The sequence below is a fragment of the Paenibacillus antri genome, from assembly GCF_005765165.1.
GTDB classification, from domain to species: Bacteria; Bacillota; Bacilli; order Paenibacillales; family YIM-B00363; genus Paenibacillus_AE; species Paenibacillus_AE antri.
This window is the reverse complement of the sequence record NZ_VCIW01000013.1, coordinates 50,920-66,044: the sequence shown is the minus strand read 5'-3', so window position 1 is coordinate 66,044 and position 15,125 is coordinate 50,920. Positions and strand designations below refer to the sequence as shown.

Sequence of the window (15,125 nt, the reverse complement as noted above, 5' to 3'; positions counted from 1 at the left end):
GCTTAGATCGACAGCAGCTCGCGAAGCTCCGCCTCCGATAAGGAGCCGAACGCCGCCGGTCCCGCCTGCACGACGTCGTCGATCAGATGCTTCTTTCGCTGCTGCAGCTCGTAGATTTTCTCCTCCAACGTATCTCCCGCGACGAGCCGAATGACTTGCACGACGTTCGTCTGCCCGATCCGGTGCGCCCGGTCGGCGGCCTGCTGCTCCACGGCGGGATTCCACCACAGATCGTACAAAATCACGGTATCGGCTCCCGTCAGGTTCAGTCCCGTCCCTCCCGCCTTCAACGAGATCAGGAACAAGCTCCGTTCCCCGTCGTTGAATCGATCGCACAGCTCGACGCGCTCCGCGGCGGGCGTGTCGCCGTCCAAGTAAAAATACGGCACGCCCTGCCGCCCGAGCTCCCGTCCGATCAACTCCAGCATGCCCGTGAATTGAGAGAACACGAGCATTCGCTTCCCCGCGCCGCGCCCTTCCTCGAGCAAATCCAGCAGCGATTCGAATTTTCCGGAGCCGCCTTCATACCCTTCGACGAACAGCGCCGGATGGCAGCAAATTTGGCGAAGCCGCGTCAGGCCCGCCAATATCCGCATGCGGCTCTTGTGGAAGTTGTCGACGTCGAGATGCTTCAGCGTCTCCTGGCGCAGCTTGGCGAGATAAGCGGCGTACAATCGCTTCTGCTCCGGGAACAGCTCCGTGGCGTGCACCGTCTCGATCTTCTCCGGCAGCTCGCCGAGCACGTCGGATTTGAGACGGCGCAGCAAGAACGGACGCACCCGCTTCGCGACGCTGCTTCGGGACATGTCCCGGAACAGCCGCCGCTCGGGGAACAGCGTCGGGAAGACGACGTCGAAGATCGACCACAGCTCTTCGATGCCGTTCTCGATCGGCGTTCCGGTCAGCGCGAACCGATGGCTCGCTTGCAGCCGCTTCACGGCGTGGGCCGTCTGCGTGGCGTAGTTTTTGAACGCTTGGGCTTCGTCCAAGATCACGGTATGGAACCGGCGTCTGGCGTACGACGCGATATCCCGCCGCAGCAGCGGATACGACGTGATGACGACGTCGGCGTCGCGCGCGAGGCGGAGCTTCTTGGCGCGCTCCTCTTGATCGCCGTCGACGAGCACGGCCTTCACGTCCGGCGCGAACTTCTGCAGCTCGTTCCTCCAGTTGTACGTGAGCGACGCCGGCGCGACGACGATCGCGGGCTCCCGCCGCTCCCGGATGTCCGGCAGGACGGAGACGAGGAAGGCGATGCTCTGCAGCGTCTTCCCGAGCCCCATGTCGTCGGCCAGAACGCCGCCGAACCGATAATGGGCCAGCAGCTTCATCCAGCGGAAGCCGTGCTTCTGATATTCCCGCAGCACGGCGTCGAGCGACGGCGGCACCGGGAAGTCAAGGTTGTCGGGATACCGCATATTCTCTAGCACTTGCCGGAACGACTTCCCGAGCTTCACGGCGCGGTTCTCGTGCTCCGCGAGGTCCATGAAGTACAGCCCCCGGGAGACGGGGATGCGCGCCGTCGCCCCGCTCAGCTCCGCCGGCGTGAGGCCGGTCTCCTTCAGGAACCGCGCCAGCTGTTGGAATTGTTCGCGCTCGAGCGGCATCAAGGCGCCGGAGGGGAGCCGGTAATATTTCTTCTTCTCGTCGATCGCCCGCACGAGCTGCCGAATGTCCGACTCCGGGATGCCGGCGAGGTCGAACTTGATCTCGAGCCAGTCGACCCGCTCGTCGACGTCGACCTTCACGACGGGCGCCTTCGGACCTGGGACGATTCGGACTTTCACGGCGGTCGTCGCGAAGATGTCCGCCAGCCGTTCGAGCTTCGGAACGATCTCGTAGAGAAACTCGAACTCGTCCGCCTCGTCGGTCAGGAAGTAGCCGCTTTCCGTCTGCACGAACCCGCCGGCGTCCATCAGCTCCAGGATGCGCCGTTCCTTCTCCCCGTCTCGCAGCAAGATGCGGCCGGACTTCGCCGTGCCGGCGCGCGCCTCAAGCGGGTTAACGACGAGGTCGCCGTATTGGAATTCCACCCCCGCCAGCAGCCGGTCTCTGACGCGGTCGAGGTATATCCGGGCTTTCAGCGGCGTCTGCACGATCCGGTCCGACACCGCCTTCGCGACGCGCACTTCGCCGAGCGACAGCAGTCCGGGGACGACCTCGCGCAGGAACGTCTCCATCCGATCGGCGGGAATACGGATGCGCGGCTCGCGCAGCGACGTCAGGAGCCGCTGCAGCTCCGCCAGCCGTCTGCAAGACGCCGCGGGCAGCTTGACCAGCTTGCCGTCGTGCAGGGCGAGACCGTACGTCTCCATGACGAGGACGCCGTCCAATCCGCCCGCGTCCAGCCGGAACGCATCGTCTCCGCCTTCGCCGAACGCGGCGGCTTCGTCCGCGTCGATCGCGTCGAACTCGAACTTGAGCGGCAGCGGCTCCTCCGACGTCCGAAGGCCGCTCCATCGCTCCGAGCCGGCTTCGAGCGCGACCGAAGGCGCCGCGGCGAGCAGCGGCTCCAGCGCTTCCCAGGCGTACGGCGGCACCGGAAGCGACCGGTCCGCGTCGGATCGCCGGGCGGCCGGCAGGCCCGCCGCTCCCGCCGCGCGATACGCCTCCTCCGAGCGCTTCGCCCGGACGAGCTCGCGCAGCGCCGCTTCATCCGCGGGCGCGAATCGATGCGCCTGCGGTTCGTACGCGAAGCGGGCGGTGAACGCGTACGCCTCCCCTCGGTCATAGGCGTCCAGGAAGTCCCGAATGCGCGGAACGACGTACGTCTTCCCCGGACCGAGCTTCATCTCGACGGCGAACAAGCGATTCCCGTCCGCGTACTCGCGCGCCTTGACGATCCACTCGACGTCGAGCGTCTCCTTCCGCGCGCCGAGCGCGGTCCGGCGGACGCCGTCCGGCGGCGGCCCCGACGCGAAGAGCGCCAGCAGCCCGTCCGCGGCGCGCTGCTCCGCGGACGGCATCGGCCGATACGGCGACCGGAGATCGCTGCGGAGTTCATAGATTTGTAGAAGAGCAGCCGCGATATGCTCGCACGGCTCCTCGTATCGCAGGAACGGCTCGCAGTCGCAGTCCGCGATCGGCGAACCGTCCGGTCCGAACGACACGGACACGCGGCGGACGCCGCCGATTCCGGCGACCTCGGCGCCGAAGCCCGCCGCGTCCGGATCGTCGCGGTCGAGGCGCACGCGTCCCGCGGCGTAGATCGCTTCCCCGTCTTCGTACGCGAACCGTCCGCACAGACGCTTGATCGATTGTAAGGTGAACGGTTGGGCGATCATGGAAGTACCTCTCGGATTCGAAAATAGTTACTCCCATTATCAAGCATCGCGAACGATCGACGCAAGCTGCGGTTACGCTTCGCTTCTCCGTTTCAGCAGCGCGTCCGCGACTTGCCGGAAGATGTCCTGCAGCTCCTCGTGTACACCGCGGACCGCGTCGGCCGCGGACGCGTCGAGGCGGCTCTCGTCGACGGAAGCGCGAAGCCCGTTCACGAAATCGAACGAAGCCGCGTAAAGCTTCTCCGCCGGCAATCGCGTCGGCTCCTCCTTCCCTTCTTCGAAGCGGCAGTCTGACAGCCGAACGAGGCCGGCTTGGAACGTTCCGGTGCTTGGAGCGACGGCGAGAAGAAACAACAGGTCCGCGTCCGGCAGCGGGACGTACGCCGGACGCCTCTCGGTCACGACGAGGTTGTAGCCGAGCCGTAACGCGTTTCTTGTGGATTTGTCTAGCGGGGTCATGGGCGGAGTCTCCTTTTCGTCTCTAGCAATCTATTAAGGTTCCTACTCCATCCATATGCGGGAAAAAGAAAAACGATGCCCCTTCGGGAGGGACATCGTTCAGCAGTCAGGAGCATTCGTTTCGTTCGATAGCGCACCTCCCGAACAGGAAATCCTCCCTTTTATCGGCAGGATCGGGGCGGTATTCGCCTATCGAACGGGAAAAGCTCCATTTTATTTGCGGGAAAGGAGCGGCAACGGCTCGTTATCGCCCAATTAGCGGGAGGATTTCCCGTTCGTTGATCGTTTCGACGGTTTTGTCCGGGGATGAGCGGGAGGTTTTCCCGTTCGCCCCTTCCGAGCAGACCTTCCCGACCATCCGCACGCTTAGCCCGCGGCCGTCTGCGCCGGCGCCGCTTGTCCGCGCGGCGACTCCTGCGCTTGCAGCTTGCCGTCGCGGGCGAGCGTCCGCAGGAACGCCTCCGCTACCGCCGGATCGAACTGCGTGCCGCTGTGGCGGCGAAGCTCCTCGGCCGCGGTCTCTACGGCCAGCTTCTGCCGGTACGAGCGGTTCGTCGTCATCGCGTCGAACGCGTCCGCCGCCGCCAAGATGCGCGCGCCGAGCGGGATGGCGTCCCCGCGCAAGCCGTGCGGGTACCCCTTGCCGTCGACGCGTTCGTGATGGTGCCGCACCATATCGGCGATGCCGAGCTCCTGCAGCCTCGCGATGTTCTTGACGATGTCGTAGCCGGCCTCCGGATGCCGCTTCATAATCTCGTATTCTTCCTCGGTCAATCGCGACTCCTTGCTCAAGATATGCTCCGGCGTGCCGATCTTGCCGATGTCGTGAATGAGCCCGGCCAAGTAGACGGCTTCCGTCTGCGCGGCGGGCAGCTTCAGCTCCTCGGCGATCCGCTTGGCGTAGCCCGCGACGTTGCGCGAATGGAACGCCGTATAAGGATCGCGCGTGTCGATGCTCTTCGCGAACGACAGCATCGTATCCATGAACAGCTCCTCGTACTGCCGCTTCTGGCTGTAATGCCGGAAGGACGTCGCGGCGACACGCCTGACCAAGCACGAAACCGCGAGGAAGGCGGCCGCGGTTACGATGCCGCCGGCGTCCCGCTCCGCGACGAACGCGATCAGCGCGCACGACGCCGCGTTGGCGGCGGCGAACGCCGGGACGGGAATTCGGATCAAGCCGAGGTAGATCGCCGGAATGGCGAACAACGTCGGCAGCGCGGGATCGCGCCAGATCAAGTTCGCGGCGGCGGACGCCGCCGATACGAGCGCGAAGGCGACCCAAAACCAGATCGCGCGAGGAAGATTGACGGGACAATACGCCTGGCCCTGCATGCATCGCTGAATCGATTCTCGTTCCTCCAACTCCACTCCGAACACCAGCCTCTCTTTCTATTTCATTCCATTATAAGAGATTCTATCGACCTGCGCCATACGACCTATATCGAAAAGGAAAGGTCCAAGCCGCCCCGCCGATGCGGAACGCCTTGGACCTCGATCGAACTTCCTTCCCGTTATGCCGCTTCCCCTATCGCTCGATTGACGGCCGCCCGGTGCTTCCATACGAACGCGCAAGCTTCCTCCGCCGTCAGCCTCGTCTCCCCGTCGTCGCAATACGTCTCGCCCTTGCCGTGAATCGTCCACGCGCCGTCCGGATAACGCATGAGCGTCCAGCTGCCGCCCCTCTCGCGGTCCGCGAAGACGAAATACCGCTTGCCTCCCGCTTCGTCCCAAGCCGCCGTCTCCTCGAACGCGTTCATAAACGATTCCGCGTCTCTCTTGCTTCGAATTTGCGCCATTCGCAGATCCTCCCCGATATTCGGTTTCCCATCCGCTTCCATTGTACCGAATCGGGGCTAAGCTGTCGTTAACGCCGTAAATCGTCGCTTTCCTTCGAGTCCATCCGCTCCTCCGTCAAGCAAGCGCGAAGCGTTGCCGGACGTCTCGTCGTAATGGCGTCGACGCCTATCGCGGCGAAGCGGAGCATCTCTTCCGGATCGTTCACTGTGTACACCCAAACCATCAGTCCCGCCTCCTGCGCCGATCGAACGACCGCCTCCGAGCACGTCGCCTTGTTCAGGTTGATCCCTCGGTACCCGAGCCGGACCGCCGTCTCGCAGACGGCCTTGGCGTACGCTTCTTCTTCCCCGGCGGAAGGCGCGGTCGTCGGCGCGTTCCACAGCGCCGGGACGTCCGGATACCGCTCGGGCATGCCCGCCGAGCAGCCCGTGACGAACGCCAGCCCTTCCGCCCGATACGTCCGCACGAGCGCCATCGCCGGGTCGATCGCCTCCGGGCTCTTCAGATCGAGGTTGAGCCGGATCCGATGCGCGGCCGCATGGCGCAGCACGTCGTCGAGCCTCGCCAGCTCATGCTCCCCGTGATGCGGCGCGACGCGCGCGCGCAGCCCGGGCTCGTTCAGCTCCGCGAACCCATGCGACTTCAGCTCCGGCTTGTCGTCATGCAGCAGCAGAAGCGTGCCGTCGCGCGCCGTCAGCACGTCGACTTCGACGATGTCGGCGCCGGAAGCGACGCCCTCCAAGTAAGACGCCCACGTATTGTCCGGCGCGTCGCCGCAGCCGGTGTGCGCCCCGATGAACGTCCGCTTCATGCCGTCTCGCTCCTTTGCCCTTGCGATTCCCGTTCCGAGCCGTGCGGCGCTTGTCCTTGCCCCGTCCCGCGATCCCGCTCCTGCTCTCGCTTCCGCTCGGTCCATTCGTGATCCTTCTTCTCGATATAGCCCCCGACCCGGACGAGCACGAAGGCGGCGGCGACGGTAAAGCAGACGATGCCGTAGAAGCCCGCGCCGATGCCGATCCCGACGCCTCCCGCGAACAGGATCATGGCGGCCGACGTCAGCCCTTTCACCTCGAAGCCGGTCTTCATGATCAACCCGGCGCCTAGGAAGCCTAGTCCCGTAACGATCTGCGCCGCGAGGCGCATCGGATCCATCATCGTCCGATCGTGCATATGCCCGTAGAGCGAGACGCTCTGGATCGAGACGATCGTGATCAGCGCCGACGCCACCGTCACGAACATATACGTTTTCACGCCGGCCGGCTTATGCTTATGCGTCCGGTCGAAGCCGATCAACAGTCCCAGCAGTCCGCTGACGAGAATGCGGACGTAGATTTCGTAATCGACGAACCATGTCCCCGTCGTCATGCCCGCATCCTCATTACGTTATCGTTCAACCCGATTCCTCCCTTGATTCGGAGCGGCCGCGCAAGAGCTCCGCTCGACGATCCCGCTGTCCACGATGCATCGCTCGTCGACGTCCCCGTCGACGATGCCCAGCATGCGCAGCAGCGTCGTCACCGCCCGCGCGCCGAGGTCCGCCGGCCGAAGATCCATGCTCGTCAGCGCGGGCGTCGACCGCGTCAGCATCGAATCGTCGCCGCAGATGACGAAGACGGAGATGTCGTTCGGGACGTCGAGGCCAAGCTCCTTCAGCGCGTGCAGGCAGCCGAACGCCGTCCGGTCGTCGTCCGCGATGAGGGCGGTCGCCCGTCCGCCCGAGTCTTCGATCACCCGCTTGGTTTCTTCGTAGCCGTAATTGGAATACCGCTCGTCGGACAGCTCCGGCTTGTGGAACATCATCCACGGCTCGATCCGGACGCCTCGACCCGCCATCGCTTCGAGGAAGCTCTCCCGGCGGTCGGCCGCCACCGTCGTCGAGACGCCCGCGTTCAGGAACGCGATTCTGCCGTGGCCGAGCGCGAACAAGTAATCGCAGATGTCGCGCACGATCTTCCGATTGTCGTTGTCGACCGTCGGCGTCGGCGCCGTCGCCTGCACCCGGCCGATCGTCACGAACGGGATGCCCTCCCGCTGCATCAGCTCGATCCGGTCGTCCGCCTCCCGCGGGTCCATGACGACCGCGCCGTCGATCGGATAGCTGGCGAGGAACGGCGTCGCGATATCCTGCGCCGGAATCATGTCCAGCAGCACGCGATAGCCGTACCGGGCCGCCTCGAGCACGACGCTGTTAATGAATTGCGTATGGAACGCGCTGAAGAAAAACCGGCCGTGCGGAATCGTCAGCCCGATCGCCATCGTCCGCTTCGTCACTAAGCTGCGTGCGATTTGATTGGGCACGTAGTTCAGTTCGCGAGACGCGCGCAGCACGCGTTCCGTCACTTCCTTGCTGGTCGGGCGCTTCTGGCTGAACACGTTCGATACCGTGCCCTTCGACACCCGAGCCAGCTTCGCCACTTCGTCGATTTTGCTCACGGCGCCGCTCTTCCTTTCAAGACGCCGTGCTCGCGGAACCCGCTTCGGAAGCCGTCAGCGCCGCGTCGAGCCGTTCGACCAGCTCCACGAACTCGAGCGGATCGGACACCGTATACGTCGGCGCCTCCGACGCGTCGGCGGGAATCTTCGGATACCGTGGTGTCCAATCCAGATGCACGCTCGTTATGCCCATCGCGTTCGCGCCCTTCACGTCCCGGCTTAAGTTGTTGCCGAGCATCACGATGCGCCCGACGTCCCGTTCGCTTAAATCCATCGCGCCGATCGCCGCCTTGAACATGCGCGGGCTCGGCTTCTCCGCCTTGATCGGCTCCGAATAAATCATCGTCTCGAAGCAATCGTACACGCCGTTCATCGTGAGCAGATTGACGAACGACTGCGCCCGCCCGTCCGCGACGAGAGCCAGGCGATAGCCTCGCTCCGCCAGCGTCTTCACCATGACGTCCGCGCCGGGAATGACCTTCCCCTCGACGACGATGCCGTTCTCGTCGCGAACCTCGGTGCCTTCGTCGATAATCGTGTCCCCGCAATCCAGAAACAGGATCAATCGCTTCTCCTCTTTAGAACCGTTCATGCGTCAGACCCCCCGTAATGTCAGTTGTTCCGCGTAGTGACAGGCCGCGTAATGCCCCTCGCCGATGTCCTTCATCGACGGCGCTTCCTTCGCGCACATCTCGGTCTTGTAAGGACATCTCGGATGGAAGTGGCAGCCGCTCGGCGGATTCGCCGGATTCGGCACCTCGCCTTCCAGAATGATGCGATCCTTCTTGCGCTCCGGGTCCGGCTGCGGCACGGCCGACATGAGCGCCTCCGTGTACGGATGCCTCGGCCGCGCGAACAGCGACTCCGAAGAAGCGAGCTCGACGATCTTCCCGAGGTGCATGACCGCGACGCGGTCCGAGATGTTCTGCACGACCGAGAGATCGTGGGAAATAAAGACGTACGTGATGCCGAACTGCTCCTGTAAATCCTTAAGCAGATTAATGATTTGCGCCTGAATCGAGACGTCGAGCGCGGATACCGCCTCGTCGCAGACGACGAGCCGCGGCCGGGAGACGAGCGCCCGGGCGATGGCGATCCGCTGCCGCTGGCCGCCGGAGAACGCATGCGGGTAGCGGCGCAAGTAATTGACGTTCAGCCCCGTCTTCTCTGCGATGTCCGCCACCTTCGCTTCGACTTCGTCCCTGCTCAGCTTGAAGCTTGCCGCGAGCGGCTCGGAGATGATGTCGAAGACGCTCATCCGCGGACTTAAGGACGAATAAGGATCTTGGAAAATCATCTGAATGTCCTTGCGATACTTCTTGGCGTCCTTCCCCTTCAGCTTTAAGTAATCCACGCGTTCGCCGCCTTCGGCGGCATAGAGCGCTTCCCCCTCGCTGGCTTCGATGCCGCGAACGATGCAGCGGCCGAGCGTCGTCTTGCCGCAGCCCGATTCGCCGACGACGCTTAACGTCTCTCCCTCGTACAGCTCGAACGATACATCGTCCAGCACGCGGACGTAGGACGGTTTCCGAAACAGCCCGCGAGCCTTGGACTCCACGCGATAGTCCTTGCTGAGCCGTTTCACTTGCAAGATCGGTTGGACCATGGGCGCCTTCCCTCGCTTTATTTCGAATGTAGGAAGCATCGGACCGTATGCCGCTCGCCGACATCCGTCGCCGGAACGGCCCGCGCGTCGCATACGCCTTCGATCCGTTCCTTGCAGCGGTCGTAGAAGCCGCACATCGGCGGCATGTCGATCGGCAGCGGCACGGAGCCTTCGATCGAATCGAGCCGCCTCTTGTTGCCGCCGAGACGCGGCATCGACTTCAGCAGCCCCTTCGTATACGGATGCTTCGGGTTCGCGAACAGCTCCTTCACCGGCGCTTGCTCGACGATCTTCCCGAGGTACATGACCGCGACCTCGTCGCACATCTCCGCGATGATGCCGAGATCATGCGTGACCAATAGGATCGCCATGCCGAATTCGGCCTGGAGCGACTTCATCAGATCGAGCACCTGCGCCTGGATCGTCACGTCCAGCGCCGTCGTCGGCTCGTCGGCGATCAGCAGCTCGGGGTTGCAGGACAGCGCCATCGAAATCATCGCGCGCTGACGCATCCCTCCGGAAAATTCGTGCGGAAACTGGTCGAACCGCTTCGCCTCGTCCGATATTCCCACCTTGCTCAGCATCTCGAGGGCGATACGCTTGGCTTCCTTCTTGTCCTTCGTGCGATGCTGCCGGATCGCCTCGACGATTTGATTGCCGATCGTGTACATCGGCGAGAACGCCGTCATGGGCTCCTGGAAAATCATCGAAATTCGGCGGCCGCGGATCGACCGGATGCGCCGGCCCGTCGGGTCGAGCGATACGATGTCCACCCCGTCGCTCTCCTTGCCGCCCGCGCCGTCGCCCGGAGAGCGGAATCGAATGCTGCCCGTCGTTCGGCATTCCTTCGGGTTCAGCCCGAGAATCGCGCGGCTCGTAAGGCTCTTCCCGCAGCCGGACTCCCCGACGAGTCCCAGCGTCTGCCCCTTCTTGATGTCGAAGTCGACGCCGTCCACCGCGTGCATAATCCCGTTGTCCATCTCGATCTGAATCCGAAGATCCCTTACCGACAGCAGCGGCGCAGCCGGCGCCGCCGCTTCGCGAATTGTCGTCGTCATGCGCTCCCTCATTTCTTGTAAGGATCGGCGGCGTCTCGCATGCCGTCGCCCAAGAAGTTAAACGTCAGCACCGTCGTAACGACGACGCCGAGCGGAATCAGCTTCCAAGGATACAACGCGACGTTCTCGATCTTCTGCGCCTCCTGCAGCAGCACGCCCCAGCTCGTCGCGGGCGAGCGGATGCCGAGACCGAGGAAGCTCATCGCCGTTTCGCCGAGAATCATGCCGGGAATCGCCAGCGTCGTCGCGACGACGAGGTAACTGATGAAGCCCGGAACGAGATGGCGCACGATGATCTTCGCGTCGCTGACGCCGGCGATCTTCGCCGACAGGACGTAATCCTCGTTCTTCAGCGAGATGAACTTGCCGCGCACGACCCGCGCGAGATCGGTCCAGCCGATGAACGCGAGAATGATGACGATGTACAGATACATCGTGACGACCGGGATGCGCGGCGGAATCGCGGCGGACAGCGCCATCCACAGCGGCAGCGTCGGGAACGAACGGATAACCTCGATGACGCGTTGAATGAACGAATCGAGCCTGCCGCCGAAATAACCGGAGACGCCTCCGATGAACAGCCCGAGCACGAAGCTGATGCCGACGCCGACGATCGGGATGCTGAGCGAGATTTGGCTGCCGAGCACGATGCGGGAGAACAGGTCGCGTCCCATTCCGTCCGTGCCGAGCAGGAACAGCCGCCCCGGCTCCTCCACGCCGAACAAGTGTATCGTCGTCGGGAACAAGCCGAGGAACTTGTATTCCTCCCCGCGGGCGAACAGCTGCAACGGGTAGCGAACGTCTTCGTTCGCTACGAACATCTTGCGCATCGTCTCGGGATCGCGTTCCGACTTCAGCTCGTAGACGAACGGGCGGAGATGGAAGTTCCCGTCCGCGTCGACGAAGCGGGGCATCATCGGCGGCGCGTTCACATATTTGCTGTCGTAGCTCTCCAGACCGTACGGCGCGATGAAGCGTGCGAAAATCGCCACCGCGTACAACAAGCCAAGAACGATCAGGCTGATGCGAGCCAGCTTATGCTTCTTAAAGCGCAGGTACATCAGCCGCCATTGCGAGCTGTAGTTGGCGTCCTTTTTCTTGGCGGGGGCGGCCGTTTCGGCGCGTCGTCTTCCTAAAGCCGGTATCATACTCATCGCTACATTCCCCTGAATTCGGTTCGAATTTTTGGATCCAGCCACGCGAGAAGAATGTCGGAAATCAGCGTCCCGACGACGGTCAAGAGCGCCATGAACAACAGCCACGAGCCGGCCAAGTACATGTCTTGCCCGAGCAGCGCTTGGTACATGACCGGACCTTGGATCGGCAAATTCAGGACGATCGCCGTAATCGTGGAGCCCGTGAAGATCGACGTCAGCGACCAGCCGAACGTACTGACGATCGGGTTGAGCGCCGCGCGCGTCGGATACTTGAACAAGATTTTCGTCTCGGACAGTCCCTTCGCCCGCGCCGTCACGACGTTCGGCTTATTCAGTTCGTCCAGCATCTGCCCTCGCATGACGCGGATGAGGTCCGCGGTGCTCGCGAGGCCGATGACGATGACCGGGATGACTAAGTGCTTCGCCAGGTCGACCATCTTGTCGTACGACCACGGAGCGTTCGCGTATTCGCTGGAGAACAAGCCCAGCAGCGGGTCGCCGAACCACGTGTACGACAGGTACATCAAGATGATCGCCATGAGGAAGTTCGGCGTCGCCATGCCGAGAAAGCTTAGTCCCGAGAAAATGTAATCGCCCGCCGAATACTGCTTCACGGCGCAGTAGATGCCGATCGGAATGGCGACGAGATACTGGAACGCCATCGTGACGAGGGACACGACGAGCGTGAGACCCATATATTGACTGATGACGGCGGTGACCGGCTTGTTATAATTGAAGGAAAATCCGAAGTCGCCGTGCAGCAAAATATTTTTCATCCATAAGAAGTACTGCTCGTAGAGCGGACGATCGAGGCCGAGCGTCGCGCGCATCTTATCCATGTCCTCCTGCGACATGACGTCGCCGGCGACAGACATCTTCGCCGCGTAGTTGGACACGTAATCCCCGGGCGGAAGCTGGATGATATAGAACACGATGATAGAGATCAAGAAGACGACGGGAATGACCAGCACGATTCTTCTCAGCATGTATTGAAGCATCTCGCACACGTTCCTCTCCGTAACGGTTCGCGGGGCTTCCCGGGAAGGAAGGCGGCGAAGCTCGTCGCTTCGCCGCGTCCTCCCGCGCCCGACGCGGGGTTAAGGCTGAATGAAAAACTGAGCCGGGTGCGCGTGACCGAGGGAGCGGAATTCGTCCGCCCAGATCAGATCGGTCGGTACGTTACGGATCTTGTTGGACGCGACGATCAGGTTCGGCGTCGGTCCCGCGTATCCGATGACCCATTGATTTTTCTGGTGAATCTTGACGATGTCGGCCGCGAGCTTGTTAATCTCGTCCGTCGTCTTCGCCGCTTTGATTCGATCCCACAGCTTCATGATTTCGGCGACGTCACCGATCGGCGCCATGCCTTCCTTGCCGCCGGTCTCCGCGTATCGGCCGTATTCGATCGACCACGGCGTCAACACGCGAAGCGGCACCAGCGTATCCGGACGGAACGCGACGTTGGCGACCGAAATATTTTCCGTATGCAACGGCACTTGGTTGGAGTACTTCAGCTCTTGATGCGTCGCTTGGTCGACGACCTTGATGTCGGTCTTCAGCCCCATCTCTTCGTAATATTTCTTCAGCAGCTCGAGGAACGGAGCCGTATCCGTCGTGCCGTCGATGATCGTCAGCGTCAGATCCGAGCCGTCGGGATGCGTCCGGAAGCCGTCGGCGCCCTTCTTCAGCCCGAGCTCGTCGAGCAGCTGATTCGCGCGATCCGGTTCGTATGCCGCCCATTGGTCTCTCCAGCCGTCCTGATAGCCGACGAGCCCTTCCGGCACCGATGCCTGGATCGGCTCTGCGATGCCGTTCGTGTAAATTTCCGTAATCTCGACGCGGTTGACGCCGATCGAAAGCGCTTCCCGGAATTTCGCGTCTTGGAACAGCTTGCGCAGCTTCGGATCCGCGATCGTCTGATTGAGCTGGACGCCGGCGCTCGACCATGCGGCCGTCGACCACGGGATGACGCGGTAGCCGGCCTTCTGCTCGTTCTCCTTCAACACCGTGAAGTCCGCCGCCCCGAACCAGGTCAGGTTGTAGTCGCCGGCCAGCGTGCCGAGAATTTTATGGCTCGGATCTTGGATCTTCGTCGCCACGATGCGGTCGATGTACGGCAGCTGCTTGCCTTCTTCGTCGACCTTCCAGTAGTACGGGTTGCGCTCCATGATGAACTGGTCGCTGTCCGGATCGTTCTTCGCCACCCATGCGCGAAGCGTAGGAATTTCCGGGTTGATCCAGTAATAGTACCCTGTGGCGACGAGGAACGATTGCACGTCTTCGAAGCCCCACTCCTTCGCGATCGCGAGCGCTTTCTCCTCGCCGACGAACTCCGGCAGAATCGTGCGATGGAAGTGCTCCGGCGCGAAAAACCACTTGTTGTCGATCGCGACGCGCTCGAGGAATTGCACGCTCGGATACTTGTGCGTCACCTTGAACGTGTAATCGTCGACCTTTGTCACCTCGGCGAGCGCCTTATCGCCCGTCGCCGGGTCGACGGAGTAATACGCATCGTAGACCTTCTTTCCGAACGTCTCCTTCTTCAACATGTGCTCCCAGTAGAAAATGACGTCGTCTGCCGTGAACGGCTCGCCGTCCGACCACTTCATGCCTTCGCGAAGGTATATCGTGAACTCCGTGGAATTTTCGTTGACGTCATAGCCCTTCGCCACGTTCGGCTCCACCTTGCCGCCGTCCTTGCTGAAGCGGAACAGCGACTCCTCCGTCGGCTGTCCGACGGTCCAGCGGTCGCCGGGACCGTTCCACGGCATCTTCCATTCGCCGCCGTACTGACCGATCTCTTCGACGACCGGCTCCACCATGATGTCCGATTCGACGGGCAGCCGCTCCGCGAGCGGCGGGATCGCGCCGCTCGCCACGAGCTCGGACAGCATCGGCGCTTCTTGGACGACGACGGTTTCGGCGGGAGCTTCCGTCGGCTCGGCCGCGTCGTCTTTCTTTTCCGTCGTCTCGGACGGCTTCGGAGCGTCGCTCGGCGCCGCCTCGTCTTTCGTGCACGCCGCGAACAGAACGGAGAACAATACCAATGTCATTGCGACCAGCAGCCTTGATTTGTTCAAGAGTACCCCTCCTATAGAGTTTCCGCATGTCTTCCATTGTTTTGTTTTGCGAAGCCGACTAACCCGAACCGTCCGTTCACCTCCGCTCGTCGTAACCGGTCCCATAGGTATCGATCTAGGTGCTCTGTTTTTATGTAAGTGGATTTAAACCGGTTTAAAAGGAATCCAAATCATAAGGTAAAGCGCTTAACCTTTCATGTGTAAGCGCTTTACCTTGACTTAATTTGCATATTACAAGGGAATCTGCA

Annotated in this window: 13 protein-coding genes; all 13 read right to left on the bottom strand. The window is 62.4% G+C overall.

Going from position 1 to position 15,125, the window contains the following annotated elements; translation table 11 throughout:
* Positions 1 to 2: 2 nt before the first annotated feature.
* The 13 genes from FE782_RS18550 to FE782_RS18490 all read right to left on the bottom strand — a co-directional run bounded on the left by FE782_RS18550 (position 3) and on the right by FE782_RS18490 (position 14,877).
* Positions 3 to 3,284, bottom strand: coding sequence for a DEAD/DEAH box helicase (locus FE782_RS18550; protein WP_238392556.1), 3,282 nt, complete (start codon positions 3,282 to 3,284; stop codon positions 3 to 5).
* A 72-nt stretch (positions 3,285 to 3,356) separates the two neighbouring features.
* Positions 3,357 to 3,743, bottom strand: coding sequence for a hypothetical protein (locus FE782_RS18545; RefSeq protein WP_138195735.1), 387 nt, complete (start codon positions 3,741 to 3,743; stop codon positions 3,357 to 3,359).
* Between the two features lie 366 nt (positions 3,744 to 4,109).
* Entirely contained in the window at positions 4,110 to 5,114 is a 1,005-nt protein-coding gene (locus FE782_RS18540; protein ID WP_138195734.1) for an HD-GYP domain-containing protein, read from the bottom strand.
* Between the two features lie 143 nt (positions 5,115 to 5,257).
* Positions 5,258 to 5,542: a hypothetical protein gene (locus FE782_RS18535; RefSeq protein ID WP_138195733.1), complete on the bottom strand. Its 285-nt coding sequence runs from the start codon at positions 5,540 to 5,542 to the stop codon at positions 5,258 to 5,260.
* A 68-nt stretch (positions 5,543 to 5,610) separates the two neighbouring features.
* On the bottom strand, positions 5,611 to 6,354 hold the full coding sequence (locus tag FE782_RS18530) for a glycerophosphodiester phosphodiesterase (protein ID WP_158299452.1): 744 nt from the start codon (positions 6,352 to 6,354) through the stop codon (positions 5,611 to 5,613).
* Complete coding sequence (locus FE782_RS18525; RefSeq protein ID WP_138195731.1) at positions 6,351 to 6,908, bottom strand: MgtC/SapB family protein; 558 nt, start codon at positions 6,906 to 6,908, stop codon at positions 6,351 to 6,353. Before FE782_RS18525 ends, FE782_RS18530 begins: the two co-directional genes overlap by 4 nt.
* Before the next feature lie 18 nt (positions 6,909 to 6,926).
* The gene (locus FE782_RS18520) at positions 6,927 to 7,976 is read right to left on the bottom strand and encodes a LacI family DNA-binding transcriptional regulator (protein ID WP_138195730.1); all 1,050 of its coding nucleotides are present in this window, start codon (positions 7,974 to 7,976) and stop codon (positions 6,927 to 6,929) included.
* A 16-nt stretch (positions 7,977 to 7,992) separates the two neighbouring features.
* Positions 7,993 to 8,568, bottom strand: coding sequence for an HAD family hydrolase (locus FE782_RS18515; RefSeq protein ID WP_138195729.1), 576 nt, complete (start codon positions 8,566 to 8,568; stop codon positions 7,993 to 7,995).
* A 3-nt stretch (positions 8,569 to 8,571) separates the two neighbouring features.
* On the bottom strand, positions 8,572 to 9,582 hold the full coding sequence (locus tag FE782_RS18510) for an ABC transporter ATP-binding protein (protein WP_138195728.1): 1,011 nt from the start codon (positions 9,580 to 9,582) through the stop codon (positions 8,572 to 8,574).
* 17 nt (positions 9,583 to 9,599) lie between these two features.
* The gene (locus FE782_RS18505; RefSeq protein ID WP_138195727.1) at positions 9,600 to 10,640 is read right to left on the bottom strand and encodes an ABC transporter ATP-binding protein; all 1,041 of its coding nucleotides are present in this window, start codon (positions 10,638 to 10,640) and stop codon (positions 9,600 to 9,602) included.
* Between the two features lie 8 nt (positions 10,641 to 10,648).
* Entirely contained in the window at positions 10,649 to 11,794 is a 1,146-nt protein-coding gene (locus FE782_RS18500; protein ID WP_138195726.1) for an ABC transporter permease, read from the bottom strand.
* A 2-nt stretch (positions 11,795 to 11,796) separates the two neighbouring features.
* Positions 11,797 to 12,783, bottom strand: coding sequence for an ABC transporter permease (locus FE782_RS18495; protein ID WP_238392555.1), 987 nt, complete (start codon positions 12,781 to 12,783; stop codon positions 11,797 to 11,799).
* Positions 12,784 to 12,894: 111 nt separating this feature from the next.
* Positions 12,895 to 14,877 (bottom strand): ABC transporter substrate-binding protein, encoded by a 1,983-nt coding sequence (locus FE782_RS18490; RefSeq protein ID WP_138195724.1) that lies wholly within the window; start codon positions 14,875 to 14,877, stop codon positions 12,895 to 12,897.
* Positions 14,878 to 15,125: the final 248 nt, after the last annotated feature.

Excerpts from the sequence above, each read along its gene's own strand:
- FE782_RS18550 (WP_238392556.1), bottom strand. The coding sequence starts at position 3,284 with ATGATCGCCCAACCGTTCACCTTACAATCGATCAAGCGTCTGTGCGGA.
- FE782_RS18545 (WP_138195735.1), bottom strand. The coding sequence starts at position 3,743 with ATGACCCCGCTAGACAAATCCACAAGAAACGCGTTACGGCTCGGCTAC.
- FE782_RS18535 (WP_138195733.1), bottom strand. The coding sequence starts at position 5,542 with ATGGCGCAAATTCGAAGCAAGAGAGACGCGGAATCGTTTATGAACGCG.
- FE782_RS18530 (WP_158299452.1), bottom strand. The coding sequence starts at position 6,354 with ATGAAGCGGACGTTCATCGGGGCGCACACCGGCTGCGGCGACGCGCCG.
- FE782_RS18525 (WP_138195731.1), bottom strand. The coding sequence starts at position 6,908 with ATGACGACGGGGACATGGTTCGTCGATTACGAAATCTACGTCCGCATT.
- FE782_RS18515 (WP_138195729.1), bottom strand. The coding sequence starts at position 8,568 with ATGAACGGTTCTAAAGAGGAGAAGCGATTGATCCTGTTTCTGGATTGC.
- FE782_RS18510 (WP_138195728.1), bottom strand. The coding sequence starts at position 9,582 with ATGGTCCAACCGATCTTGCAAGTGAAACGGCTCAGCAAGGACTATCGC.
- FE782_RS18505 (WP_138195727.1), bottom strand. The coding sequence starts at position 10,640 with ATGACGACGACAATTCGCGAAGCGGCGGCGCCGGCTGCGCCGCTGCTG.
- FE782_RS18500 (WP_138195726.1), bottom strand. The coding sequence starts at position 11,794 with ATGAGTATGATACCGGCTTTAGGAAGACGACGCGCCGAAACGGCCGCC.
- FE782_RS18495 (WP_238392555.1), bottom strand. The coding sequence starts at position 12,783 with ATGCTGAGAAGAATCGTGCTGGTCATTCCCGTCGTCTTCTTGATCTCT.